At 65.9% G+C, this 26284-nt stretch carries 19 protein-coding genes and 1 pseudogene; 12 read left to right on the top strand and 8 right to left on the bottom strand.

Annotation, left to right across the window (positions count from 1 at the left end):
* Positions 1 to 249 precede the first annotated feature (249 nt).
* From VFC51_07915 to VFC51_07935, 5 genes are all read left to right on the top strand, one after another.
* On the top strand, positions 250 to 555 hold the full coding sequence (locus tag VFC51_07915; protein HZT06943.1) for a hypothetical protein: 306 nt from the start codon (positions 250 to 252) through the stop codon (positions 553 to 555).
* 227 nt (positions 556 to 782) lie between these two features.
* Positions 783 to 2534 (top strand): ABC transporter substrate-binding protein, encoded by a 1752-nt coding sequence (locus VFC51_07920; protein ID HZT06944.1) that lies wholly within the window; start codon positions 783 to 785, stop codon positions 2532 to 2534.
* A gap of 51 nt (positions 2535 to 2585) precedes the next feature.
* The gene (locus tag VFC51_07925) at positions 2586 to 3788 is read left to right on the top strand and encodes a Rieske 2Fe-2S domain-containing protein (GenBank protein ID HZT06945.1); all 1203 of its coding nucleotides are present in this window, start codon (positions 2586 to 2588) and stop codon (positions 3786 to 3788) included.
* A gap of 49 nt (positions 3789 to 3837) precedes the next feature.
* Positions 3838 to 5226 (top strand): UbiD family decarboxylase, encoded by a 1389-nt coding sequence (locus tag VFC51_07930; protein ID HZT06946.1) that lies wholly within the window; start codon positions 3838 to 3840, stop codon positions 5224 to 5226.
* Between the two features lie 18 nt (positions 5227 to 5244).
* Entirely contained in the window at positions 5245 to 5412 is a 168-nt protein-coding gene (locus VFC51_07935; GenBank protein ID HZT06947.1) for a hypothetical protein, read from the top strand.
* 305 nt (positions 5413 to 5717) lie between these two features.
* Here the strand turns inward: VFC51_07935 and VFC51_07940 are convergent, their stop codons facing one another.
* Positions 5718 to 6803, bottom strand: coding sequence for a cupin domain-containing protein (locus VFC51_07940; protein HZT06948.1), 1086 nt, complete (start codon positions 6801 to 6803; stop codon positions 5718 to 5720).
* Between the two features lie 139 nt (positions 6804 to 6942).
* Between VFC51_07940 and VFC51_07945 the strand changes: the two genes are divergently transcribed.
* The gene (locus VFC51_07945) at positions 6943 to 7155 is read left to right on the top strand and encodes a hypothetical protein (GenBank protein ID HZT06949.1); all 213 of its coding nucleotides are present in this window, start codon (positions 6943 to 6945) and stop codon (positions 7153 to 7155) included.
* A gap of 107 nt (positions 7156 to 7262) precedes the next feature.
* Positions 7263 to 8636, top strand: a complete 1374-nt coding sequence (locus VFC51_07950; GenBank protein ID HZT06950.1) for an ABC transporter substrate-binding protein — start codon at positions 7263 to 7265, stop codon at positions 8634 to 8636.
* 730 nt (positions 8637 to 9366) lie between these two features.
* Here the strand turns inward: VFC51_07950 and VFC51_07955 are convergent.
* The 5 genes from VFC51_07955 to VFC51_07975 all read right to left on the bottom strand — a co-directional run bounded on the left by VFC51_07955 (position 9367) and on the right by VFC51_07975 (position 15745).
* On the bottom strand, positions 9367 to 11232 hold the full coding sequence (locus tag VFC51_07955; protein HZT06951.1) for an ABC transporter ATP-binding protein: 1866 nt from the start codon (positions 11230 to 11232) through the stop codon (positions 9367 to 9369).
* Positions 11233 to 13134: an ABC transporter ATP-binding protein gene (locus VFC51_07960; protein ID HZT06952.1), complete on the bottom strand. Its 1902-nt coding sequence runs from the start codon at positions 13132 to 13134 to the stop codon at positions 11233 to 11235. It abuts the gene before it with no gap.
* Entirely contained in the window at positions 13135 to 13569 is a 435-nt protein-coding gene (locus VFC51_07965; GenBank protein ID HZT06953.1) for a PadR family transcriptional regulator, read from the bottom strand.
* Between the two features lie 365 nt (positions 13570 to 13934).
* Positions 13935 to 14588, bottom strand: a complete 654-nt coding sequence (locus tag VFC51_07970; protein ID HZT06954.1) for a hypothetical protein — start codon at positions 14586 to 14588, stop codon at positions 13935 to 13937.
* Between the two features lie 8 nt (positions 14589 to 14596).
* On the bottom strand, positions 14597 to 15745 hold the full coding sequence (locus VFC51_07975; protein HZT06955.1) for a hypothetical protein: 1149 nt from the start codon (positions 15743 to 15745) through the stop codon (positions 14597 to 14599).
* A gap of 427 nt (positions 15746 to 16172) precedes the next feature.
* On the opposite strand from VFC51_07975, the gene VFC51_07980 reads away from it, so the two are divergent.
* The 4 genes and pseudogenes from VFC51_07980 (at position 16173) to VFC51_07995 (ending at position 21646) form a co-directional block, all read left to right on the top strand.
* On the top strand, positions 16173 to 16667 hold the full coding sequence (locus tag VFC51_07980; GenBank protein ID HZT06956.1) for a hypothetical protein: 495 nt from the start codon (positions 16173 to 16175) through the stop codon (positions 16665 to 16667).
* On the top strand, positions 16667 to 17800 hold the full coding sequence (locus VFC51_07985; GenBank protein HZT06957.1) for a hypothetical protein: 1134 nt from the start codon (positions 16667 to 16669) through the stop codon (positions 17798 to 17800). The genes VFC51_07980 and VFC51_07985 overlap by 1 nt, the downstream gene beginning before the upstream one ends.
* 12 nt (positions 17801 to 17812) lie before the next feature.
* Positions 17813 to 20110 (top strand): annotated as a pseudogene (locus tag VFC51_07990) (DUF6531 domain-containing protein).
* 423 nt (positions 20111 to 20533) lie between these two features.
* Complete coding sequence (locus VFC51_07995) at positions 20534 to 21646, top strand: RHS repeat-associated core domain-containing protein (GenBank protein HZT06958.1); 1113 nt, start codon at positions 20534 to 20536, stop codon at positions 21644 to 21646.
* Between the two features lie 978 nt (positions 21647 to 22624).
* On the opposite strand, the gene istB is transcribed toward VFC51_07995, so the two are convergent.
* Together istB and istA are read right to left on the bottom strand one after the other, a co-directional pair.
* Positions 22625 to 23425, bottom strand: a complete 801-nt coding sequence (istB, locus tag VFC51_08000; GenBank protein HZT06959.1) for an IS21-like element helper ATPase IstB — start codon at positions 23423 to 23425, stop codon at positions 22625 to 22627.
* A complete protein-coding gene (gene istA / locus VFC51_08005) occupies positions 23422 to 24885 on the bottom strand; it encodes an IS21 family transposase (GenBank protein HZT06960.1) in 1464 nt (487 codons plus the stop codon). The genes istB and istA overlap by 4 nt, the downstream gene beginning before the upstream one ends.
* Positions 24886 to 25168: 283 nt before the next feature.
* On the opposite strand from istA, the gene VFC51_08010 reads away from it, so the two are divergent.
* Positions 25169 to 26284 (top strand): hypothetical protein (locus tag VFC51_08010; protein HZT06961.1); only part of this gene is annotated, 1116 nt, incomplete at its 3' end.

Below are 26284 nucleotides of genomic sequence, written 5' to 3' on the forward strand. Positions count from 1 at the left end.
TCCAGGTTCGACAGCTCCTCGATCAGCTGCTCTCTGCGACTCGCTTGCATCCGCGCTCCCATGCCGTGTGGTTCGTTTCTGTTGCATTAATAATTGGCGTGACGCAAAGGAATTGTAGACCGTGGACCGAGGAACGGGCAATTCATCACGTCAAGGTGATGTTCGCGACGTTCGAGCCGGATTCGCGCGCCCGGACCGGTAGACTACGAGTGCGGCGCACTTCGTACTCCGCGCCGCCTGGGAGGTACGATGAAAACGTTCGCGGGAACTTTGGCGGTTCTCTTGTGCGCGGCGAGCGCGCTTGTCCTTCCCGGGACCGCTCGGGCGCAGGCCGCGTGCGAGGCCGCGGCGACCGGCTCCGTGGCCATCACGACCGGTGGGGCCGCGGCCGCGTTGGGCAATGCCATCACGGGCGCCCTTGACCGGGTGAGCCGCTCGATCGAAGAGGCGGGCGCGGACAAGCCGTCGCCGCCTCCGCCGGACCACACGGGTGGCGACTCGTCCGGCGACGACGCCCCCGCGCCGGCACCGGACAGCGCGCCCGTCACCTGCTGATCCTCTGACCAAGCGAGAGCTGACGATTCCGCCGCCATCTTCCGGGATGCGAAGCGATGAAGCCTCCCTTCCAGAGGGGGATCCTTCGCCTCGGTCAGGATGGCGCCAAAATGCGCCCTAATCTCCGCGAGACGCTCGCGGGCGCCATCCCCTTTTCGCCGCGCGCGTGCCCAGCGTCGGATGGTACGATCTCGGTGCCCAAATCCTGCGCGCGGGAGATTACTGGAGTGACGCGACGCTCGCGACTGTTCTGCCTCACCGTGGGGCTCGTGACCGCGATGGCGGTCTTGGCCGCATGCGGACCATCGACGACTCGGCTATCGACGTCCGAGAAGGATTCGCCTCCTGCCCGGGAGACCGGCAGGACCAAGAGCATCACGATCGGAGTGACGTCCCACGTGGGAAGCATGGGCAACATGCTGGGCAGCACCACCGTGGGCGGCTGGGTCTCGGTGAATGAGCTGCACACCAACGGACTGGTGACGTCAGACGTCCACACGCGCCGGCCCGTCGGAAGACTGGCGGAGCGAGTGCCGACGGTGGAGGACGGGAGCATCACCGTTCTCCCCGACGGGCGGATGCGGGTCGTTTACCCCATCCGCTCGGGGGTCACCTGGCAGGACGGCGCCCCCTTCACGGCCCAGGACCTCGTCTTCTCGTACCGCGTCGATGGAGACCAGGGGCTTCCCAACAATACGCGCGACGCCGTCAACCTCATCGAGTCGGTCGACGCTCCCGACGACCAAACGTTTGTCATCAACTTTCGCCGCCCGTACTACCTGGGCGGGACGATGGGCCCGCGCCTCTTCTGGCCCATGCCCAAGCACATCCTCCAAGAGGCCTTCGACCGGTACCAGGAGTCGAACAACGCCGACGACTTCTTGAATCTCCCCTACTGGACGTCGGAGTACGTCAACACCGGTCCCTTCCGTCTCACGAGCTTCGATCCGGGTGATGGAATGACGTTTCAGGCATACGACGGCTATTTCCTCGGTCGGCCCAAGGTGGACGTGGTTCGAGTCAAGCTTTTCGCCGATAGTAGCACGCTATTCTCGAACGTCCTGGCCGGTACGGTGGACCTGGTTTTCGAGAGCACCCTCGGGCCCGATCTCGGATTTCAGCTCGCGGAGAAGTGGGGCGGGGGGAACGTCTACCAGGCGTACGTGAGCCACCGCATGATCGCGCCCCAGTTCCGACCCAGTGTACAGATGGAGCCAGCCACCCTCGACGTCCGCGTTCGCGCCGCGCTCTATCACGCGCTGGACCGCGACGCGCTGTCGGAAGCGTTGCAGGGAGGGCACCGCGAGTACGCGGCGTATGCGATCCTTCCGCCGCAGGACCTTCTCTATCCCGCTGTCAAAGACGGGCTCCGGCAGTACGCGTTCGATCCGGACCGGGCGAAAGCTATTCTTCGCGACGTGGGCTGGACGACGGAGGCCGACGGCTCGCTGCGAAACGCGGTCGACGGCCATCGGTTTCACACAGCCATCTCCGCCAGCGACCTCACCGTGAAAGACATGCCTGCCTACGCGGCGTACTGGCGGCAGATCGGCATCGACGTCGATGAGATCACCACACCCGCGGCGCAGGTCCGGAATGCGGAGTATCGGGCGAGTTATCCTGGCTGGGAGGTTACCGCCCAGTCTGGCGGCGACGGTATCCTCGGCAAGCTCGAGGGCCCAGCGGCCAGCGCGGACACGCACTGGGCGGGCAATCGAGGTGGGTTCGATGATCCCCGGGCTCAGCGGCTCGTCGATGCCTATCGCAGCAGCCTGTCCCAGGACGACCAGTTCCAGGCGATGAAAGCCATCGGCGAATACGTGAGCACGGAGCTGCCGTTCCTCGTCCTCTATGGGACCGTCGACCCCCTCGCGGTGCGGAAGGGAGTCAAGGCCCTGGACGATCGCGATGGCGGCGATAGCGGCGGACGGCCGTTCGGCACGTACACGCGCGACGCTCACCTGTGGGACGTCGAGTAAGCCGAGCTGCCGTGCTAGAGTAACGGCAATTTCGTCGGTCGGAGGAGGGGAGTGCTAGACGCGAAGCAGAATGCGATGCTCAGCCTGACCGGGCCTGGCACACCGGGTGGTGAGTTCATGCGACGGTACTGGCAGCCGGTTGCATTGTCCAAGGACGTGACGCGGGGTGGGCAGCCCAAAGCCATTCGAATCATGAGCGAGGATCTCGTCCTCTTCCGAGACGACGCCGGGCGGGCGGGTCTGCTCGGCCTCCACTGCTCCCATCGGCTGACCTCGCTCGCCTATGGCCGAGTGGAGGATGGTGGCGTCCGTTGCCCCTTCCACGGGTGGCTCTACGACGTCGAGGGCAGATGCCTGGAACAGCCGGCCGAGCCCGAGGGCAGCGCCTTCAAGGACCAGGTGCGGCATCCGGCGTATCCATGCCAGGAGCTGGGCGGGCTCATCTTCGCGTATATGGGGCCGCCCGAGCGGAAGCCCCTGCTCCCGCGGTACGAAGTCCTGGTGCGGGATGACGGCACGCGCAAGGTCGACTTCTATCCCATCAACAGCAACTACCTCCAAAATCTCGAGGGCGCCGTCGACACGGTTCACTTCTCCTACCTGCACATGGATCGCTGGTCGCAGGTGAAGCACAAGCTCTCGACGCTTCCGAAACCCGAGCTGGACTGGGAGGAGACCGAGTACGGCATCTGGCAGAAATCGAACCTCCCGAACGTCCAGTACGGGATCCTCAACATGGTCTACACGTACTTCTTCTTCCCGGCGGGCTTCATGCGAGTCCAGGGAAGCTCCGCGGGCGGGGACGACATCAAGAAGTTCCAATCCTGGTACGTGCCAGTTGACGACCAGCACACGCTCCGATTCCAGAGCGCGTTCGCCCCATTCAGCACGCACGGCACGCCATACCACTGGCCGGAGGACGACGACTTCGTCGCGCCGGGGCCGGAGAACGACTACTTCCGCGATTATCGAAACGTGGACACGATCTGCGGGATTCCCGTCAACGCGCCCGGCACGGCAATCAAGGGCTTCTTGTGCCAGGACAGCATGGTCAACGAGTCGCAGGGACCGATCGTCGATCGCAGTCTGGAGCGCCTGGGCGAGCACGACCGGGTCCTGGCCGCGATGCGCTTGATGATGCTGAAGGCGATCCACGACGTGCAGGAGGGCCGCGACCCGAAGCACATCATTCGCGATCCCTCGGCGAACCAGATCGTGTACATCCGCGGTCGCGAAGCCCTCGAGGCGGTCTAGAGCACCGACGCGTTACAACCCGTGATCTGGGTGATCAAGTGGAGGGGGTATGGATTTTCGCACCTTCCTCTCGGCGTATGAGGAGAGCTTCCCGGGTCAGGTCGTCCACGTGGACCGGGAGGTGGATAGCCGCTACGAGGCGGCTGCGATCGGCATCAAGGCGCAGAAGGAGCTGCGCGAAGCGCCTATGTTCATCTTCCACAAGATTCGACGCGTCGACGGCACGCTGTCGCCCTGGCCGGTCGTGGTGAATGTGTTCGCTTCGCGGCACCGGAGCGCATTCGCCGCCAACAGCACGTTCGCCCGATTGGGACGGGAGATGCACGAGCGGCGGGCGAACCGCATCAAACCGGTGGTTGTCGAGCGCTCAGAGGCGCCCGTCAAAGAGGTGGTGACGGTCGGCGACGCGGTCGACGCTCGCCAGATCCCCGCGCTTGTCCACATGGCATGGGACCCCGGCCCGTACATCCCGGCCGGGTTTCTCGTCACGTACGATCCGGATACGGGGATCGACAACTGCGCGCTTCAGCGCGGGTGGATCGCGGATGCGCGGGAGATCCGCGTCTTCCCCAACACCACGAGCCACAACGCCAGGAACATCCGGAAGTCGGAGGAGCGCGGCGAGGACGCGCGCGTCGCCTTTTGGATCGGCCACCACCCGGCGGTGTACCTGGGCGCCGGCGTGAAGCAAGGGTATCCGGACAGCCACTGGGAATCGTGCGGCGGGATGATCGGCCAGCCCCTGCGGCTCGTTCCATCCGAGACGCTGGGCGACGACTTTCTCGTGCCGGCCGACGCCGAGTTCGTCATCGAGGGGATTATTCCGCGCGGCAAACGAAAGCCGGAGGGTCCGTTTGGCGAATACACCCACTACTACGGCGGTCAGCGGCTGAACCCGTACATGGAGGTAACCTGCGTTTCCCACCGTCGGGACCCGTTCTGGTTCTCGATCCTCTGCGGTTCCATCGACGACGGCATCGGCGGGCTCCGTCGAGAGGGCGCCGTCTACTCGGTGCTGAGCCGGGTGGTGCCCCAGGTCCAGGACATCTATCGTCCGGATTCGTCGCCCAACCACATGTACGTGCGCATGCGGAAGACTCACGTCGCGCAGCCGCGCACGGCGATTCTCACCGTGCTGGCGGCCGCCGGGGGCTCGGTGAAGCACGTGTTCGTGTTCGACGAGGACGTCGACATCTTCGACGAGCAGGAAGTCCTCTGGGCGATCGGCAGCCGCTCTGACTGGTCGCGCGACATGATCGTTGTGCCCAACCTGCCGACAACGACCCTGGACCCCACCGCCACGGGCCTCGGCATGGGCACGAGCGGTGGGATCGACTGCACCAAGCCGTCGGCCCCAGCCCTGTACGAGCAGCGCTCGTTCGTACCGTCGGAGGTCATGGATCGCATTCAGCTCAAGGATTACATTCCCAGCGCGTAGCGGAACGGGAGTGGACGGGTGGACAAAGTCATTTACGTGACGTGCCCGCGCTGCGCGGGCGAATACTACGTCGAGGGCTCCGACTACCGGGGCAAGCCGGACGCGCCGTGCCACTGCCCCTTCTGCGCGACGGAGTTCCTGATCAAGGATGGGAAGCCGCGACCGCCCGTGGAGGCCGCCCAGTAGCGGGAGGGGCCGCCCCCACCCCAACCCTCCCCCGCTGTGGCGGGGGAGGGAGGTGCTAATCCCCCGCTGTGGCGGGGGAGGGAGGTGCTCATTGGCTGGAGGGGCCGCCCCCACCCCAACCCTCCCCCGCTGCGGCAGGGGAGGGAGGTGCTGATCCCCCGCTGTGGCGGGGGAGGGAGGTGCTCATTGGCTGGAGGGGCTGCCCCCACCCCAACCCTCCCCCGCTGTGGCGGGGGAGGGAATCAGACCCTCTCCCCCGCGCGCGGGGGAGAGGGGAGGGTGAGGGGGCGCCGCCCGGAACGCGGTCAGCGCTGGAAAAGGCGGTCCATGTCGGGGGTGACGCCGTGCTTGGCGCACTCCTCGCGGAAAAGCTCCAGGATGGCCGGATCCTCATCCTCGTACTCGATCTGGTTGCCGCCCTGGCGCACGTCCTCGTCCTGCCCCTCGGCCACGTTCAGCAGCCGGTAGCGCCGGCTGTTCCAGCGGAGGGCCAGGTAGCGGGCCGGCTGCGACCCCGTGTTGAAGTGCTGGTGCCACACCATGTTGGGTGGGACGAACACCGCGCCCGGCCCCCAATTGAGGCGCTGGCGAGGCTCGCCATCCCGCCAGTAGAGGGAGTAGCCCTCACCGCTGACGATGACGACGTTGGCGCCGGGGCCGTGGCGGTGGGCCTTCTTGTACGTCCCGACCGGGAACTCCGACGTGTGGGCCATCATCGACGCGTGGCCAAGCTCGAAGTGTATGTTGCGTCCGCCACCCCGCCGCGGCTGCGCCTGCAGCTCGAAAGCGCCGACGTCGGCGACGAAGTTCGTCTCCCACGTGCGCAGCGCGACGAACTCCCCCTGCCCGTTGAACGAGCCGTCGGAGCCGTCGAATCGATCGGTGAAGCGAAACGAGTCCTGGAACACGAAGTCCAGGTTGTGGAAGAGGTCCATGATGAGGGGAGCGTTGGTGACCGCGTAGTAGCGAGCCGGCTCCTCGCCCGAGAGATTGAAGTGCTGGTGCCAGGCATTGATCGGCAGGGTGAAGAGGCTGCCGCGCTGCCACTCGAAGGTTTGCCGTGGCTCGCCGTCGTACCAGACGCTGGTCGTACCGCGCCCGCTCAGGACGTAGACCAGCTCCTCGTAGAGGTGCTTTTGGGGCGTGACGCGCCCGCGCGGCGGGATCTCCAGGACGTGGCCGTCCGTGTGGGCTTCGGCATTCCCCTCGAGGTGGACGAAGCTGCCCGGTACCCCTTTCATCTCCCAGGGCGCCAGCGGCAGCGTGTTCAGGTCCTCAATGTGGAATCCGCGCGCGATGGGGATCCCCTGGGCCGCGACCCAGCGCTCGTAGGTCGTGGGCTCGGACTGTTGGGACGCCGGTCCGGCTGGCTCTCGCGTCGGTGCGGCCATGGCGCCTCCTTCTTCTGGGCGAATGGTTTCCCGCGTCAGTGTAATCATTTGACGAATGGTTGAGCATTCGCCCCGATTGGACAAATCCTGCGCGCAGTCTATGATCCAACAAGACCTCGGAAGGTCGGGGAGGTGAAGCATGCGTTCTCTTCATGTCGCCGCCGGTCTGTTGCTCGTCGGAATCGTCGCGCTCACGTCCTGCGCGTCGCCCGCGGCCGCGCCGAAAAGTGGTGGGGCCCCCGAGGCTCCCGGGCCATCGGCTCCGAAGCGCATCACCGCGGCCGTGCGCGGCGATCCCCACACCCTGAGCGACGCGATTAACTTCGCGGCAGGTGGCAGCAGCAGCTCCTGAACGCGGGGCTCGAGGTCCTCGACACCCAGGGCAACCTGTCTCCTCAGCTCGCACAGGCCGCGCCGACGCTGGAGAACGGACTGTGGAAGCTCCTTCCCGACGGGCGCATGGAGACGACGTGGGCGATCAAGCCCACGGCCAAGTGGCACGACGGGGAGCCGGTGACGGCCGAGGACTTCATCTTTACGGCCATGGTGGCGCAGGACAGGACGCAGCCGATGGCGCAGGACCAGGCGTTCAAGTTCGTCGAGTCCGTCGACTCGGCAGACCCGCACACCCTGGTCGTCACCTGGAAATCAACGTACGTGGACGCGGACAAGCTCTTCACCCAGACGGTGAACACGCGAAATCTGCCGATGCCCCAGCACCTCCTCGGGCCGGTTTACAGCCAGGACAAGACGACCTTTACGGACAGCCCCTACTTCGGGGCGGAGTACGTCGGGGCGGGACCCTTCCGCCTAAAGGACTGGACGCTCGGCACGCACGTCGTCCTCAGCGCGAACGACGCCTACGTGCTCGGGCGGCCGAAGATCGACGAGATCGAGATCAAATTTATCCTCGACACGAACACCATGATCTCCAACCTCCTGGCCGGGGCCTTGGATCTGTCTCTCGGTCGGGGTCTCACGCCTGAGCAGGCGATCGAGATTCGCAACAAGTGGACCGACGGGCGCGTCGACGCGGGCCTGCAGAACACGACGTCGCTGTATCCGAACCTGTACGACCCGGACCCCGCGGCCCTCAAAGACGCCCGGTTCCGTCGCGCGCTCCTCACCGGCCTCGACCGTCAGGAGATGGTGGATAGCCTTCTCGGCGGACTGGTGCCCGTGGCGGACAGCATCTTCAGCCCGGACGACCCCGAGTACAAGGACCTGCAATCCTCGATGGTTCGCTACCCGTTCGACCCGCGCAAGGCGACCGAGATGCTCGACGAGATGGGGTTGGCGAAGGGGGCTGACGGCTTCTACGCGGATTCCAGCGGAAAGCGCATCAGCGTCGAGGTCCGCACGCGGGCGCACCCGCTACGGGAGAAGGTGCAGCAGGTCATCGCAGACGAGTGGGCGAAGATCGGGATCGAGGGCGCGCCGCTCGTCGTCCCCGAGCAGCGGATCTCCGATCGGGTGTACCAGGCGACGTTCCCGGGCTTCTACTTCCGCTTCGGTGGTCCGGACCAGCTCGTCGATTGGCAGAGTAAGGAGGCGCCGACCGCGGAGAACGGCTACGTCGGGCGGAACCCGATCCGCTATCAGAACGCCGACTACGATGCGCTGATCACGAAGCTCGTCACGACGATCCCGAAGGACGAGCGGCTGAAGACGATGGCCGAGATGGTGCACTGGGAGACGGACCAGCTTCTGCTGCTAACGCTCTACCACGAGCCCGAGCCGGTGCTCATCAGCAACCGGCTGAAGAACGTCGGGGGGCGGCGCGGCTACAACATCCAGGCGTGGAACGCGCAGGACTGGGACGTCGCGCAGTAGTTTGCGTCTCAGATCCCACAAAGAATGTCGGACAAGCCCATCAACCCGGCGTCGTTGAAGGGCGCCATGATGTAGCAGACGCCCTGGTTCGGGGGGCCATAGGTATCAGTAGCCTCCGTCGTGCCGGCGGGCAAGATCTGAAGTCGCTGGGTTCCGAGCGGCAGCAGCGCATGCCCCCACGCTGGCAGCAGCCGTGGCGCGGGCTGGGGGCCTCGAAAACCCCTTGGTCGTCCGCCAAGGCGATGGCGGAAGCTGGAAGCGTTGGGATTCCGAGGCCAGTCGAGCCTCGGCTGCCTGGGCGCGATCGTCGTTCGCCGCGGATTACGCAGCCTGAAAGCCCAGGGGAGCGGGCGCGTCCGAGCCCGCTCCCCTGTGTTGAAGAACGGCATCGTCCTCGCGAAAGCCTTGTATTCAGGTGGGAGCTTGGGCCAAGTTACTTTGGGGGGGCAACCGACCTCGCCGATAGGCCCGGTCCCGCTGTCTGTTCTGGGCCGACCACCGGGAATGGGGAGGCGAGCACACTGCAGATGATTACGCTGAAAGCAGGTCGGGCCTTCAGGGGAGCCAGCACGCCGGACACCCCAGGATCTGATCGCTTCACCCTACGCGGATACGTTGCCCAGGTCAACCTTTGGAACGCATGTTACACGCGATCGTTACCCGTGAGTTTCTGTCGTCGACCGGTGAGTGCGGGTCGGGCCTGCGAACTGGAGCAATCCGGTTCGGGAGGTCAGGCGCTGGGGGCCAGCTCCTCGGGGAGCGCGCCGGGCTGCCGCGTCTCGCGGCGGAACTGCATCAGGTAGAGCTCGCGGTACATCCCCTCCTGGGCCAGAAGCTCACGGTGGGTGCCGCGCTGCACGATGCGCCCGTCGTTGACGACCAGCACCTGGTCGGCGTTCCGGATCGTCGAGAGGCGATGCGCGATCACGATAGACGTCCGGCCCTGCAGTAGGCGGGCGAGCGCTGCCTGGATCAGCACCTCGGTGCGCGTGTCGACGCTCGCGGTGGCCTCGTCCAGGATCAGGATGCGCGGGTTCGCGAGGACGGCGCGGGCAAAGGCGATGAGCTGGCGCTGGCCCTGGGAGTAGTTCTGGCCGCGCTCGTTGACCTCGGTATCGTAGCCGTTCGGAAGCCGCTCGATGAACTCGTGGGCATTGGCGAGCTTGGCCGCTTCGATCACTTCCTCGTCGGTGGCGTCGAGCCTGCCGAATCGGATGTTGTCCGCGACGGTTCCGCTGAAGAGGAACGGGTCCTGGGGGACGAGGCCCATTTGGCCTCGTAGCGACGCCATGGTGACGCTGCGGATGTCGATACCGTCGATGAGGATCTGGCCGTCGTCGATGTCGTAGAAGCGTGCGAGGAGGCTGGCGATCGACGTCTTCCCAGCGCCCGTCGGACCCACGAGCGCCACCGTCTGACCCGCGTCGGCATGGAAGCTGACGTCCTGCAGCACCGGCACGTCCGCCCGGTAGCTGAAGAACACGTGCCTAAAGTCGATATCGCCATGGATCGGCGGCATCGGCCCCGCGCTAGGCCGGTCGTCGACCGTCAGGGGCTCGTCCAGGAGGTCAAAGATCTTTTCACCCGCCGCCATCGCCTGCTGGAACAGGGTGTAGACCTGCGCCAGCTCCCGAATCGGCTGGAAGAACCGTGTCACATACGTGAGAAACGCGACGACAATGCCGACGGTGATCTCGCCGGAGAGGACCGACTGCGTGCCGATCCAGAGCACGATCGCGGTCGCCAGCATGCCCATGAACTCGACGATCGGCGGGAATGCGCTCGCCAGCCGGACCGCCCAGAGGTTGGCGTCGAGGTTGCCCTGATTCACGAGATTGAAGCGGCTCTCGTTCGTCTGCTCGCGCGTGAAGGCCTGGACCACGCGAACCGCGGACACGTTCTCTTGGAACCCCGCCGCCACGGCGCCGATCGTCTCCCGGGTCTGGAGGTACGCCTTCCGCGCGCTGGCCGTGAAGAGCGCCGTCGCGACGATCATGACCGGCATGACCGAGAGCGTGAAGAGGGCGAGCTTGGGGCTCATCGCGACCATGATGCTGACGATGCCGATGAGAATGAGACAATCGGCCACCACGTTGATGGCGCCCTGCGTGAGCAACTCCTGGAAGACGGCCACGTCGTTGATGATGCGGGACATCGTGATGCCGGACTCGTGCACGTCGTGGTACCCAAGAGGAAGCTGGTTGATCTTGACCAGCAGGTCCGCCCGCATCCGGTTCAGGACGTGCTGGGTGACGTACGCCATCGTGTAGGACTGTTTGGACTGGGAGTAGTAGGACACGGCCAGGGTCAGCGCGTAGGCGATCGAGACGGCCGAGAGCCCCACGGCATCCGGATTCGCGATGATGTACGTGTCGATGGCGACTTTCAGGAGATATGGACCCAGGAGCTGCATGCCCGCCGTGACGACGACCAGGCCCAGCGTCAAGAGGATCTTGGGCTTGTAGTCGCGCAGGTATAGCCACAGCCGCTGCATGACGCGCGGATCGAACACGCGCCCGTCGATGGACGCATGCTGTCGGCCGCCGGCCGGTCCCCAGCCGTGCTCGATGAGGGGGCCGCTCGCGCCGCCGATCATCTACACGTCCCTCTGGCCGCGAGCCTGCTCGAGGGCGCCTCGTCCATTCACGTGCCCGTTGTGTCCGTTGTGGGAAACACCGTTGCCCGAGCCAGGCGCCCCAACGAGCGCCGGCTGCTCTCCGCCCAGGAGGTCGCGCACAGATTCGTCCATGAGCTGGAGTCGATAGATCTCCGCGTAGATGGCGTTGGTCTCCAGCAGCTCGTCGTGCGTCCCGATGCCCGCGACCCGGCCGTGATCGAGGACGATGATCTTGTCCGCGCTCAAGACGGTGCTGACGCGCTGAGCGATCACGAGCGTCGTTCGCCCCTGCATGAGCACGTCGAGAGCCTCGCGGATCAGGGCCTCCGTCTCGGTATCGACGGCGGAGGTGAAGTCGTCGAGGATGAGGATCTTCGGGTCGAGCAGCAGCGCCCGGGCGATCGCGATGCGCTGCTTCTGGCCGCCGGAGAGGGTGACGCCGCGCTCGCCGACGAGCGTGTCGTATCCGTCCGGAAAGCTCGTAATGAAATCGTGGGCCCGCGCGGCTTTCGCCATCGCGATGATCTGCTCGTCGGTGGCATCCGGCAGGCCGAAGGCGATGTTCTCGCGAATCGTGCCGGTGAAGAGGGTCGTGTCCTGAAGGACGATGCCGATCTGCTTCCGAAGGGACGCGATCTGGACGTCGCGGACGTCGTGCCCGTCGATGAGCACGCGCCCGCTGCTGACGTCGTAGAAGCGCGGCACGAGGTTGATGATCGACGTCTTCCCCGATCCCGTCGCCCCGAGGAGCGCCACGATCTGGCCGGGCTGCGCGTCGAAGGTTACGTCGTCCAGCACCTTCGTCCCGCCGTAGTAGCTCAGGCTCACGCGATCGAACTCGACGCGGCCCTCGATCGGAGGAAGCGGCTCTGCGCCCGGTTTGTCGACGACGGTGACCGGCGCGTCCAAGATCTCGAAGATGCGCTCACCCGCCGCGATGGCGCGCGAGGACTGGGCGATCAGGAAGCCGAGCCGGCGGACCGGCCGGATGATGAGCAGCAAGTAGGCGTTGAAGGCCACGAGCTGGCCCACGGTGAGATCGCCGCGAAGGATCAGGATTCCGCCGAACCAGAGAACCACGACGGTGCCGAGGTTGGCCATCACGTCCATCATCGGGTTCGTGTAGGACTGCACGCGCGCCGCGTTGAGGTACTCGTCGAGTAGGTGGTCGTTCTGCTGGTTGAACTTCTCGATGAGGTACGGCTCCCGGGCGAATGCTTTGACGACGCGCGCGCCGGCGAGGTTCTCCTGCACGATGGCAGCCAGGACGGCCAGCTCTTGCTGGATCTGCTGGAACATCGGGCGGACGGTCTTGCTGTACCGCACCACGGTGCGCAAGAACGCCGGGAGGATCAAGATGGAGACGATGGCCAGCTTCCAGTTCGTCACGAAGAGGACGATGGAGATCCCGATGCCGAGGCAGACGAACTGGGCGAGCTGTAGAAAGGAGCGGCCGGTGAACCAGCGGAGCTGCTCCACGTCGCTCGTCGCGCGGGCCATGAGCGCGCCGGACTGCGCCCGATCGTGCCAGCTAAACGAGAGGCGCTGGAGGTGGCGGTAGAGGTCGTTCCGGATGTCGTAGGCGGTGGCTTGGGCGCCGTATTCCGCGAGGTATTGCTGACCAAAGAGGAAGGCCCCCTTGAACGCCGTGAGCCCGACGACCAAGAGCGCGGCGCCCTTGACCAAATCGAGTTGGCTGACCCCCGTTGGGCAGGCGCCGTGAACGGTTCCGGTCGCGCGGATGCCACAGTCGATCACCCGGCGGATCAGCTCGGGCACCGTGAGGTCGACGGCAGTGCTGGCGAGGAGGCAGAGGTACGCGATCGCGAGGGTGAACCAGTACTTGCGACGATAGGCAAGGATCCGGAGAGCGATCGCCATCTATACGAGCGCCTTCTGCCCCACGGGCAGCACCTCTTCTTCGAGGAACGCATCGCGCCGCGGGTCTTCGTGCGTGAGGTCGACGTAGTCGCTGAGGAATTGATCGATGCGATCGCGAAAGCGGCTCAAATGGCGGGCTCGCTTCTGGAGCACGACGCGGCCGGTATCGGTGATCTCGTAGTAGCGGCGTGCAGGGCCGCTTTCTTGAGTGGACCAGTGTGACGCGATGGACCCGGCGTCTTCCAGCGAGCGCAAAACCTTGTAGACGACGGCGGGCTCGCTCGTCGCGCGGCGAAAGCCGTGATCGGCCAGGCGACGGATGAGATCGTAGCCGTAAGACGGTGCGCGGAGCAGCTCGAGGAGCAGGAAGGGCTCGAGGTTCCGACCAATGGTTCCGGACGGGTCCCGACCGTGTGGCTCGCCGGGCTCGCTCATTGGCAAATATCCCCTAAGGATAAATTTCACCTATCGATTGTATCGGCTGGTCCGCCCTGGGGACAATCGCAGTGCCCCGCCACTGTGCCCAGGATCACCGTGGACCAGCTCGTGGATCTGGCCGAATTTCAGGTGCGCTCGTCACAGAGGGTGACTTGATGCCCTGGATTTTTCCGCGGGCGGTTGCCGTGACCAGCCGGCGATGAAGTGGCGGGTCGACGACGCCTGGACGTGATGCTTGCCACGGGCCCGGTTGTGGGTGACGGGCCGGCGATCAAGTGGCGGGTGGACGATGCGACTGGGGCCGCGCAAGCGGCATGCGACGCCGTGCAGTAGCTGGATCGGTCAGGGAGTCGCGGGATGGATCACAGCAGCTCCACCAGCGCCAGCTGACTCCTGAACGCCGAGCTCGCGTCAGCCGCCGCCCACTGCCCCGTCAGCTCCAGCGTCTGGTCTGCGGTGCTGTCGATCGCCAGCGAATCGTCCCCCGATCCCTGCCACAGCGCCGGCCGGCTCGTCGCTGGCGGGTTCCCGACCAGCCCCGCGAACCCCTGGTAGAAGTCCGACCGGCCGAACGTCCGCTGGGCGTTCGTCGCCCCCGCCCCAAAGAGCACCGCCTCCAGCTGCACGATCCCCCGCTGCGTCCCCGACGCGACGGACAAAATCGCGACCATCGCTGTTGTCCCGCCGTATTTCAGCCGCAGCGTCAGGTTCCGCGAGGTCCCCGTGCCCTGCACGACGGTCCCGGCCATCCGCACCCGCAGAACCCCCGCGATCCCCAGCGTGCCGCCAGGCACCATCATGCTGTACAGCGAGGTCTCCGCTGTCGTGTTCCCCACCGTCACCTGGCTCGTCGAGCGTCCCAGGACGGAAATGCCGGAACTCCCGGCTACCGAGCCGGCTGCTTGGACCCAATTGGCTCCGTCGTCCCGGAATAGGGTGCCCCCCGAAGTGTCCGTTTCCAGAAAGAGCCGGCCGTTGGTCCCGGCGGCTGGCCGGCTCGCGTGCGGGCCTGCCATGACGAGACTCATTCCGACGAGCAGCGCGTTCGGGGTGTTGGGATCCGACGCAAGCACCAGCAGGGCTGGAGACAGGGCGGGGTTGGGGTAAGTCCCGGACAGGCCGCCGCCCGCCGCGCCGCTGGGCGGGCCCCCGCCGACCGAGGTGGCCGCGAGCCGCCAGCGGGATGCCCGCCGTCGTATGAGAGGAGGGCGCCCTGGCTTGGCCCGAGCGTGAGGTCGGCGCCCAGCGAGAAGCGGTTAGGGGCGCTGGACCCCGCGCTCTCGGACGCGAGAACAAGAGGATTCGCGCCCACATTAAGGATGATGATGAGCCGTCCGGCCCCGCCACCGGCGAGCCCCGTGAGGCTGCGGGAGGCGTCGGTCGAGAGCCGGAGGGTTGATGCGGCGCCGAGGCCGGTCGGGTCGTAGTTGTTCTGGTCGGCGGAGAACTGCGGGGGCGAGATGATGCCGGTGAGGCCGAAGGCGCTGGAGGCCTGAAGGACGAGCGGGTTCGGGAGGCTGCCAGTGAGGTCGCCTCCCACGGCGGCGCTCTCGCGTCCGTGTCGATGGTCCGAACGGGCGACCGTGGGGGCCGACCCGTCGGCGGGAGTGTCGCCGGGGCCGGATAAACCCGGCGTGCCGAACGCCTCGCGGCCGTGGACGTGGTCGGAGCGGCTCGCGGTGCTGGCCGAGCCCGCCGTCGGCGCGTCGCCGGGCGCGGAGCTGCCCGGGGTGCCGTAGGGAATGGGCACGGACGACCATTTGAGCCCTGCAGCTTGTGTGGCGTCGGCCTGGAGGACTTCCCCGTCCCCTCCGGCGGCAAGACGCGTTGGCGATGCATTGCCATCGGCGACGTAGAGGTCGCCCTTCGTCGTGAGGACGTCCCTGCGGGTGTAGTCGGGCACGTTCCGGAGGCTCGCCGCCGTGAGGACGTGAGTCACCGAGCTTCCATCCTCATGGGCCGCCGCGGTCGTGCCCTCAGCGCCGCGCACCACGGTCCAGGTCGTCGTTCCAGCGCCTGCGGTCACCAGCATGATCTCGGTGTCGATGACGATTCGAAATTGGGCCGCGGGAGGGAAGCCGGAGGCGCTGGCGACGGTGATCGACGTGGCGCCGCCGTCGATGGCGCCCACGAGCGTCGTGCTCGCTCGGTTGGCAAATTGCTCCTCGCTCACCGCTTCCGCCTCCCTTTGTTCCGACCAAATGAGGTACCCAGTTCGATTGGCTCCGGCCCATCCTACTCCGCGCCGTGGGGTGAAACCGGGGGAGTCGGAAAGTGTAACGGGCCGGCACGAGCGAGCGTACGGAACTGGAATCGGTGAGAAATGCGATTGACACCCCGCTCCATGGGCCACGGACCGAGAATAGCCGCGCAGGCTGAGCGCGTGAAGTGGATGCCCTGGCCTGTCCCTCAGGCGGAGCCGGCGGCGAGCGCTAGGGGAGGAGCAAGCCCGTCTGGCCGGACAGCGAGCTGGTGTCTCCGAGAACGGCGCCGGCGTGGTCCACATCGCGCTGAGGGCAGACGGGTTCGTGTTCGAACCAAACCGCCCGTGATGGGGTTGAGCAGGCAATCCCGGTCTTGATCGCCGGTGGAGGGATGCTTTGACGATCTACACAGCGACGTTCGCCGACGGGCAGGTGGCCGGTCAAGCATTGGACGGCCATCCCAATCTCAAGTGGATAACGATCCCGCCCTTGCCGGCGTCCAACCTACAGGCCGTGGACGGATACGCGTACGCGAGCGTCCGGGACGCTGGCGCCGTCGTCCCTATCCCCCACACGTGCGACAACATGCGCATATCGGTGTCGCTCAACATCATAGACCCGTCTGGGCCGTACGCCATAGACATCGTGTGGTGGACGAGCTGGATTCAGATTGGGTCGGGCGGCGTCATCAGGGACGGGTACGACCTTGGAATCTACGACTCGGGGATGGGCCAGTGGGCCGACGGTGACACAGTAACCGTGGGGCTCTGGCACAACACCGCTACCGAGGAGTACGGCTACCACGTGTACCGCAATGGCACGCTGTTTCACACGCGGGTGGACAACGCGGCGCCGCCCTGGGGGCCGGTTGGCTTCAGGTTCCTTGAGTAATGGGTGAAAACGTCCGGGTTTACGACTTCAAAGTCGAGACGTGCGACGACTCCGGCGAGCCCGGCGGACCGCCGCCGAGCGCGGTGTGCGCGGCGCTTGTGGGCACGGACAACGGGCGGATCGTCGAGGTGTTCGAGGACGGCGGTGACGCGGTCAGCTATAGCGGCGGTTCGTTCGGTATCTACGACCTGCTCCCCACGGCAGATGATCCAGCCGACGTGTTCGCTGTTGACTCGACGGCGCCCAGTGCGCTCGCGAGCACGGACGCGGGGGACTCCTGGATAGCGACCGCGAGCGATAGCCTCGATTACGGGACGAATGCCAAAGACGAGGCTGGGAAGCTTTACCGACGCGTGCTGTCTGCGAAGAGTATCGAGACGTCTGACGACGGCGTGGTGTGGACAAGCCTCATCACAGGGCTGGCGAATGGCCCGATGGCGCTCTGGGTCGGGGATAGTCACATCTGGTGGACCGAGAACGCCGACAGCGCCCTGCACCGCGCTGACCTCGATGGGACGAACCAGCAGAGCTATGCGCTCGGACTCCCGACCTATGGCGCGCAGGTCCTGCTCGGTCGTTATGGGGTGCCCAGGCTCGCGCTGTACTCCCATGACGGAACACACGGGGACCTCTCGATCATCGACATCAGCGATCCGGACTCGCCGTCTCTTTCGACCACCAGCGATCCGTTCGACGTAGCGAATAATTTCCTGAATACGGTCATGCCGCTCGGAAACGGGGCTTGGGTCGCTGTTACGTCACAGGTCGATGGAAGCGCTGGCGCGATCTGGCAATCGACCGATGACGCGGTGTCGTGGGGACAGATGGTCGTAGACGCGAGCTTGGGATGGATCAACGGGAATTTCTACTGGTCGCCGATGATCGCGGCGGAGCTTGGTGACGCCAGCGATGTTTGGGCCGGCCTGCTCGTCCCGAATCTCTGGCACTCGACGGACAGCGGGGTGACGTGGACCCAGGTCACGGTGCTAAGCGACCTCGGAGCGAGCGAGGAGTGGACCTCGATCGCCGTCGCATGCACAGGCGCGCCGTCTCCGCCCGTGGAGCCGTGTGTAGCGGAACTGCAGGATCCGACGGTGCAGGCATCCTCCACGGCCGACCCCATCAACACCTGAACGGGCAACTACCGCTACGTGCGCAGCGACCTGGCGATCCCAGGCCGCGGGCCGTCGCCGTCGTTCACTCGCGCCTACAACAGCGTCGATGGACGGGTTGGGCCGATGGGGCCGGGGTGGATGCACAGCTACGAGGTGCGCCTGCGCTCTGACGGGGATGGCACGCAGAACCTCTGCCTCGTGCGGGCCGACGGTCAGCGCGACCACTACGTTCGAAATGCGGACGGCAGCTATAGCGCGCCGCCCGGCGTGCAGGCGCGGCTCGAGCAACGCCCGGATGGAAGCTTTGCCGTCACGCTCTTCGACCAAACGGTCCAGCGGTTTGACGCGCTGGGGAATCTCAGCGCCATCGTCGATCGGTTTGGCAACCAATCGACGCTCGCCTACAACGGGCTGGGCCAGCTCGTGTCGATCTCCGACCCGGCCGGACGGGGCGCGCTCAGCCTCGCGTATGACGCGATAACCGGGCTGCTCGCGAGCGTGACGGACTGGGCGGGGCGAATGGTGCAGTACGGCTACGACGGACAGGGGCGGCTCGCGACGGTGACCGACCGGGAGGGGAAGGTCACGACGTTTGCCTACGACGGGGGGAGCCAGCGGCTCGCCAGCATCACCGATGCGAACGGCCACGTGGCCGTCGGTATGACGTACGACGCGGAGGGGCGGGTGGCCACCCAGCAGGACGCGAAGGGGATCAGCACGGGCGAGATGACGACGCTGGCGTACGTGGTGAACCCGGACGGGACGCAGACGACCACGGTCACGTACCCGGCCACGTCGTTCGAGCCGAGCTGGCATCCGCTGCAGATTGACACCTTCGACGCCCAGCATCGGGTCGTCGAGCACGTGGTGAAGCCGACGTCGAATCCGGCCGAGGACGTGGTGGAGCAGTACAGCTACGACGCCAGTGGGTTTCGGGAGTCGGTGACCGATGGACGGGGGAACACGTGGCGCTTCTGCTACGACGTCGATTTCGCAGGGAACCCGATGCCAGGGAGTCGGGGGAACCTGACGCGGCGGATCGCGCCGGCGCCGAGCCCGGGTGGGGGTCCGCTGGTGACGCTGTATCGGTACGACGAGCGGAACAACCTGGTGCAGATCATTCCGCCGAAGGGGGTGGGAAACGGCGCGGCGGTGGACTGTACGACGGACCTGTCCGGGGTGATCGACCTCGGGTTCGCGACGGACCTGGCGTATGACGGGAGCGGGAGCATGCTGCTCTCGGTCACCCGGCGGTACAGCGATCCGGAGCAGGGGCCGCAGACGGCCGTGACGAAGTTTGAGTATGGGGACCCGAACAACCCTGGGCTCGTGACGCGGGTGATTCCGCCGCGGGGGAACACGGGGCCGACGCCGGATTACGCGTACGCCACCACTTTTGCCTACTTCGACGGGGGCGCAGAGGCGGGGCTCCTACAGCGGGTGACGGACCCGCTGGGGAACGCGACGACGTACGCGTACGACGCGGTGGGACGCAGGGTGAGCATGGTGGACCCGAACGGGAACGTGGCGGGCGGGGCGCCGGCGGAGCACACCTGGAGCTACGAGTACGACGCGGAGGACCGGGTGCGGTTCGTCCACGCGCCGGCGCCGGCTGCTGGCGGGGCAACCCTGACGACGGAGTTTCGGTACGACGCGGTGGGGAACCGGACCTGTGTGATCGACGCGAACGGGCAGGTGACGGTGTACGGCTACGACGAGCGGGACAGCCTGCAGGAGGTGCGCCAGAGCCCGGACGCGTGGAGCGATCCGGCGAGCCCGCCGGTGGACGTGATCGTGGCGGCCTACACGTACGATAACGCCGGGAACCTGGCGCGGGTCACCCGGGCCTCTGGTGATGTGGCCGACGAGCGGGCGACCGACTACGTGTACGACGGACTGAATCGTTTGAAGCGGGAAACGCAGTACCCCGCCTGGCCGGCGACGACGCCGACGCTGGTCACGAGCTACGCCTACAACCGGGGTGGGGATCGGACGAGGCTGACGGACCCGCTGGGGCACGTCACGACGTACACCTACGACGCGGTGAACCGGCTCACGGCCATCGCGTACGACGATGGGGTCACCCCGGGGGTGAGCTACGCGTACGACGCCAACGGGAACCGAGTCCAGATGGATGACGGGACCGGGACGACGACGTATGGGTATGACGAGGTGGACCGGCTGGTGGCGGTGGTGGGCCCCGGAGCGGTGACGGTGGGCTACCGGTACGACCTGGACGGGAACCGGGTGAAGCTCGTGTACCCGGACGGGACGATGGTGAGCTACGCGTTCGATGAGGCGAGTCGGCTCCTGAGTCTGGTGGACTGGGCGGGGCGGGTCACGAGCTACGGGTATGGGCCGGAGGGGAGCCTGGCGACGGCGGCGATGCCGAACGGGACGAGGGCGGGGTATGGGTACGACAACGCCCTGCGGCTCACGCGGGTATGGAACCAGGGTGGGGCGCAGGGGCTCAGTGGGCAACTGGGGAGCGAGGGCGCGCTGCTGGGCGAGGTGCGGCTGGGGGGAGATGGAGGAGGGCTGGGGACGATCAGTCGGCACAGCTACACGGTGGACGCGGTAGGGAATCGGACTGGGGTGGACGAGGCGCTTCCGCGGCTGGGGGCGCCGGGGCCCATGGGCAGCATGTTCGGCACGAGCTACGCGTACGACCGGCTCTACCGGCTGATTGAGGCCACGGACCCCGAGGTGAGCACGACGTACGGGTTCGATTCGGTGGGGAACCGGCTGAGCATGACGCGGGGGAGCACGACGGCGTACGCGTACGACCGGGCGGATCGGATCCTCGCGGCGGGAGCGACGAGCTACACCGTGGACGCGAAGGGGAACACGACGGGGCGAGGGGCGGACCGCTTTGGGTACGACCAGGCGAACAGACTCGTGAGCGGGACGGTGGGTGGGGAGGCCAGCGCGTACGCGTATGACGGGGATGGGAAGCGGGCGAGCAAGACGGTCGATGGCAACCGCACCGAGTACGTCTACGACGTGAATCGGGCGCTGGCGGTGGTGCTGGAGGACGGGGCGCGGAAGTACGTGTGGGGCCTGGGGCTGGCGTATGCCGAGGACGAGGAGACCGGGGAGATCGCGGTGTACCACACCGATGGGCTGGGGTCGGTGCGGGCGATCACGAACGCGGACGGCGCGGTGGTGCAGACCTATCGGACCGACGAGTACGGGGTGCCGGTGGCAGATTCGGGTGCGATCGCCCAGCCGTTCCAATACACCGGCGAGCAGCGGGACGAGGAAACTGGCTTCGTCTACCTGCGGGCGCGGATGTATGAGCCAGAGATTGGGCGGTTCCTCCAGCGGGACGTGCGCAGAGGTACAAATTTTGAGCCTCAGCGACTGAACCGTTATGCATACTCAGTTGACAATCCCGTGACCATTTCAGATGCGACGGGGATGGAGGCACACCGGTCGATGATCTTGCGCGCCGCCAGCGTCGGCGGAGAATCTCCGACCGGGACGTGTGCTGTCCCTTTGCTCCCAATCGATTGGCGGCGGGTACCAGGTGGCTTTCTTCCGGTTCCGAATGTATTCGGACCGTGGTTGTGTCTGGGACCAGGTGAACTCGAGAGCGGAGACAGTCGTAGCCCAAACCCCGTAAGTCCGGTGGATGTTCTCCCGCCCACTGCGCCGTTCACTGAAAGCACGGACTGTGATATGAAGTGTCAAAAGGAAGGAGAGAGATGTCTCGACGATGCGAGGCAACTCGGTATCCCCCAAAGTCCTCGCGATCTCTTTTCGTGCCAACACGCAACGATTCAGTGTAGTCGAACAGGGAGGTTTCGCAACCCGGGTTGGCGGCAGGGACTCGGTTACGATCCAGTTGTACAGATCTGCTAGGCTGACAGTCGATCAACATGGACAGTTCCTTCACAAGCCTTAGACAAACGTCGCTCGCATTCTTGGACAAACAATACGACTTGGCGGCACGGGCCGCCGAGTTGGATTTGGACTCACTGAACCGTAGTGCGCCGAGAGGCCTGCGCTTTGGCTCGACGGACGAGGCATCGGGACTATGGCAAAGCGCCGCCTCAGGAATTGCCACCTTCCTTACGTTCATTGGACTGATTAGCCCCGGGGAAGCACTTGACGCTTTAACACGATTCTATAGGCGGCATCCATCGCGCCGCGGCCGAAGCAGAGCTTCCCCAGCGCACGATACCAGAAGAGTCGTCAACGGAACCGGAAATTCAGAACGGCGGACGGCACAAATCCCAAGCGACCAATCTGTCCGTGATCTGCACCGAAAAGCCCTCGAATGGTTGACACAAGAATTCGAGGATGCGGAGTGGGTCTCAGCTGTGCCAGTCGAGCGACTAAATGAATTGATTCGTATTGGGGAATATCAGGGACGAGACGAAATTCTCTCATCGTGGCTGACGAATACCATGGCGATCAGAAACTTTGCAGTGACGATCGGGCTCATTTCGCCATTAGAGGCACGGCAGCTCACCGCGTCATTCAGCGAACAACACCCAGGGTTACGAGTCATGGTCCGTACGATAGATCGATACGTGTCGCACTGGCAGTCGGCACTCTCAGCGGGCACCTGAGGGAACAACACGCCGCCTGCGGACCCCTATGCTAATCCGATGGTAGCCCCGAACAAATGCGACGGCTGAAGATCACGGGGTGTCGGTAGGCCAACAGCGCCAGGTGCACCGTGCCTTCGTCATCCACCGCGTAATCCCGATTCTCCGTGAGGCGCACTACTGTCAAGCGCCAACGAAAGTCCCCACCCGGCGACGTCGAAAGTCCCCATTTTGACGACAGTGAAAGTCCCCATGGCGCCAGCGAAAGTCCCCGCTGGCGCCAGGGTTAGGCTGTCGGTCTCACCCCCTTTCGCTCCGGCGTGACCCGGAATCCGGATCGGCTGCGGGCTTCCTTCATGCGGAAGGACTCGCCGTCGGTGACCACGATCACGGCGTGATGGAGCAACCGATCCAGGAGTGAGGCGGCCGTGCTCTGCTGGGGCAGAAACCGCCCCCACTGGTCAAAGGGCCAGTGGCTGGCTAAGCCCAGGCTCCGCCGCTCGTAGGCAGCCGCCACGAACCGGAAGAGGAGCTGGGTCCCAACCTCGTCCAAGGGGGCGAAGCCGAGCTCGTCGACCAGAATGGCGTCGTTCCGCAAGAGGCCGTCGATCACCTTGCCCACCGTGTTGTCCGCCAGTCCTCGATAGAGTGTTTCCACCAGATCGGCGGCGATCAGGTACTTCACCCGGTGGCCGGCCAGCACCGCGGCCCGCCCAGCGGCCAGGAGTAGGTGGGACTTCCCGGTGCCCGCGGGACCGATCAGACACAAGTTCTCGCGGGCCTGCATCCACTCCAGGGAGGCCACGTAATTCACCGTGGCTTCAGGCACCGACGAGGTGGCGATCTGGAAGGTGTCGAAGGTCTTCTCGACCGGGAAGCTGGCGGCCTTCAGCCGGGCCCGCTGGTTTGACGCGTCGCGGCCAGCAACCTCCGTAGAGAGGAGTGTGCGCAGGACCTGCTCCGGCGACCAGCGCTGGGTGGTGGCCGTCTGCAGGATGTCTGCGGCCACCGGACGAAAATGGGCTAGCCGCAGCCGCTTGAGCCCGACAAGGAGGTCGGCAGGAAGAGGAGGAGCCGTACTGGTCATCGAACTGCTCCCAGGACGCCAAGCGCATAGGCGGTAAGGGGCCGTTCCGGGACCACCGGAAGATCGAGTACGAGCTGGGTCCCGGCCCGGGTGGGCATCGGCACCCCGTGGCCGGCCGCCAGAATGCCCCGGATATCGGCGGCCTTGAACCGACGGAAGCGGACTGCGCGCTCCAGGGCCTGGATCAGGGCACCCCTCCCCCAGGCAGCCTCGAGCTCCACAATCTGGCCCAGCTCCGCTTCCAGGCGTAGGGTGCCGGCCGCGGCAGCGGCGCGCAGGAAGGCTTCCGCGGGTGCGCCCAGACTCAGGAACGCGATTTCGGTCGCGGTCCTGGGCCGCACGCCGCGCGCGGGGCGGCGCATGCGATCGGCATAGGGGCCGAGCGCGACTTCACCGGGTGCCACCAGGTCGTGGCGAATGATCTCTCTGCGCTGCTGGCTGATGATCACTTTGCCCTCGTCGGCGTAGATATCGACGACCGTGCCCACGAGCTCTTTCGGGAGGGCGTAGCGGGCGGAGCCAAATCGCACCATGCCGGTCCGATCCACCTTCCTGGGCTCACCGGTCCGGAGCGGCGGGCGCAGCGAAGGCAGGGGGCGAAGCAGCGGTCGTTCGATGGTGAGCCGCTCGGCCGGGACGGCCGCGATCTCACTCTGGATTTGGCCGTTGACCTCGGCGCACCAGGCGCGGGCGGCGGCATTGGCTGCTCCGAGGTCCGCAAATCCGCCCTCGGTTAGAGCCGGTGCCAGGAGGTCCCGTTGGGCATAGCCAACCAGGGCCTCGACGACCCCTTTCGATTCGGGATCAGCGGCCTCGCAGAAGTCCGGGCGGAAGCCGTAATGGGCCGCGAAGCGCACAGAGTCCGGATGGGGCACCACGACATTGGCCACTACCCCGGCCTTGAGACAGCCCATACGGTCGGACAGCACGACGGCCGGGACGCCGCCCAGTTCTTCAAAACATTCCGCTAACAGCGCGAGCGTCGTGGCCCGCGTCTGGTCAGGCCCGAAGCGCACGAAGCGGTAGCGGCTCCAGGCCAGGATCGCGCAGAAGATCTCCCACCCATGGTCGGTGGCCCAGTCCACCACCAGATGCTCGCCGGGAATCGGCACCCATGGGCGGTAGCTCCGCCGCGTGCGTTTCCACTCCTCTTTGGCGCGTTTCACGGCCCGTTGGAGGACGCGCAGCGAGCCGGTGTAACCTGCAGCTCGCGCCACCGGCAGCAGCCGCTTCGCCGAGATCCGTCCATCGCTGATGCGCACCCGCTCCTCGATGAGCCCGGCGACGCCAGCCGCCTTGGTCTGTCCAGCCGGGCGCCGGCCGAGCTGGCCGCGTTCCCGTCGCTCGATGACGCGCTTCACGGTCTTGTGGGTCGTCCCACACAGCGCCGCAGCGCCTCGGTATGTCCCTACGGTTTGATAGGCGTTCACGATGTCCATCTCATCCCTCGCGGATTTCATCCGGCACTCCTCAGGCTCGGTGTCGCGGACACCTTCGCCCAGGACGTGCCTCGCTGGTTAGCTCAGTTCCGCGTGGGGACTTTCAGTGGCGCCGGCCGGGGACTTTTCGTGTCGCCGGCTTGGGGACTTTCAATGGCGCCAAACGGGGACTTTAGCGTGACGCTGGACAACTACGAATCCGGCCTGAGCCCTCGCGACCTCTTTTCGTTCCAATTCACAACAGTTCAGTGTAGTCGAACCGGCGAGCTATCATCTTCCAGGTTGAGCGGCGCGTGGGAGTTCCATGAGCGAACCTGCGGCCGAAGTTCTCCCGCCCGTGCGTCGGATACCGGACATGCCGCCTCGCGCAGTCGTAGCAGCGGTGCACTGGGCCCGTGCATCGGTCCAGAGGGAGGAGATCGCGGCGGGGATGGACCGTCTGGTGCGGGCCATCCTGCCGTACTGCCGACATCCCGGGATCGAGACCCTGACTACGAGCGCTCCCTTCGACGAAACACGCTGGAGGCGAGCCGGCAGGAGGCTCGCGGCCGGTCGTCTGGGTGCCCTGGAGGTCGCCGACCACACGTCGCTAAACGTGTCTTGGTACGGAAAGCGGAACGCTGACGGCGTGATGCTGGCGGTGAACTGGCCGGAGGCTCGGATTGTCAAACGCCAGGCGTATCCGTGGGCGCACATCGACCTGTTCGACTTGCAGGAGGTGCAGCAGGCGCTTGTGGCCGCGGTGTCCGACCTCTTCGCTCACCTTCATCCGGTGTACGGATTCATCAACCTTCTTGATCATCGTGTGGGCCTGTATTCGATCCCTTGGGACGCGACGGATCGTGAGCGGGAGCTATTCCTGATCGCCTTTCACGAAGTGATGATCGAGCGGCCAGAGACAGTCACCGAATTCGCGCGTGGGGTGTTCTGGGCGAACTTCCTCGGCGCTGAGCACGTTCGAAAGCTCGGTGGTGTCGAGGCGGTAGTCGTGTCAGCCCCGTGCTTTCGGGCCGAACGGCTTGGTCCAGACGCAGTGCTGCTCCAAGCGACCGAATCGCTGCCCGCTGTGCTGCCGCGAGATCTGGATGCGCTCACCGAGTTTCTCGCACCGATTCTGCCGAGCAGGCAAGATCTCGGGTACTCGCCCGAGCAGCCGGTGCCTAAGCCTCCGCGAACGCTGCCGATCCGCCCAGGTCAGCCGCTGCAGTTCGGGCCGGAGCCGGAGCCGCTCCCCCCGCAGCACGTGGCGCCGTACGTGCCTTCGTTTCCGGTCATGGATCGGGGGAGGAACAAGCTGAATACGGACCCCGAGGTGAGCACGACGTACGGGTTCGATTCGGTGGGGAACCGGCTGAGCATGACGCGGGGGAGCACGACGGCGTACGCGTACGACCGGGCGGATCGGATCCTCGCGGCGGGA

The sequence above is a fragment of the Chloroflexota bacterium genome, from assembly GCA_035652535.1.
Taxonomy (GTDB): domain Bacteria; phylum Chloroflexota; class UBA6077; order UBA6077; family SHYK01; genus DASRDP01.

What these genes read in the sequence shown, in the direction of transcription:
- VFC51_07915 (HZT06943.1), top strand. Translation starts at nt 250, where the DNA reads ATGAAAACGTTCGCGGGAACTTTGGCGGTTCTCTTGTGCGCGGCGAGC.
- VFC51_07930 (HZT06946.1), top strand. Translation starts at nt 3,838, where the DNA reads ATGGATTTTCGCACCTTCCTCTCGGCGTATGAGGAGAGCTTCCCGGGT.
- VFC51_07940 (HZT06948.1), bottom strand. Translation starts at nt 6,803, where the DNA reads ATGGCCGCACCGACGCGAGAGCCAGCCGGACCGGCGTCCCAACAGTCC.
- VFC51_07945 (HZT06949.1), top strand. Translation starts at nt 6,943, where the DNA reads ATGCGTTCTCTTCATGTCGCCGCCGGTCTGTTGCTCGTCGGAATCGTC.
- VFC51_07950 (HZT06950.1), top strand. Translation starts at nt 7,263, where the DNA reads ATGGAGACGACGTGGGCGATCAAGCCCACGGCCAAGTGGCACGACGGG.
- VFC51_07955 (HZT06951.1), bottom strand. Translation starts at nt 11,232, where the DNA reads ATGATCGGCGGCGCGAGCGGCCCCCTCATCGAGCACGGCTGGGGACCG.
- VFC51_07960 (HZT06952.1), bottom strand. Translation starts at nt 13,134, where the DNA reads ATGGCGATCGCTCTCCGGATCCTTGCCTATCGTCGCAAGTACTGGTTC.
- VFC51_07965 (HZT06953.1), bottom strand. Translation starts at nt 13,569, where the DNA reads ATGAGCGAGCCCGGCGAGCCACACGGTCGGGACCCGTCCGGAACCATT.
- VFC51_07970 (HZT06954.1), bottom strand. Translation starts at nt 14,588, where the DNA reads ATGGCAGGCCCGCACGCGAGCCGGCCAGCCGCCGGGACCAACGGCCGG.
- VFC51_07985 (HZT06957.1), top strand. Translation starts at nt 16,667, where the DNA reads ATGGGTGAAAACGTCCGGGTTTACGACTTCAAAGTCGAGACGTGCGAC.
- VFC51_07995 (HZT06958.1), top strand. Translation starts at nt 20,534, where the DNA reads ATGACGCGGGGGAGCACGACGGCGTACGCGTACGACCGGGCGGATCGG.
- istB (HZT06959.1), bottom strand. Translation starts at nt 23,425, where the DNA reads ATGACCAGTACGGCTCCTCCTCTTCCTGCCGACCTCCTTGTCGGGCTC.
- istA (HZT06960.1), bottom strand. Translation starts at nt 24,885, where the DNA reads ATGAAATCCGCGAGGGATGAGATGGACATCGTGAACGCCTATCAAACC.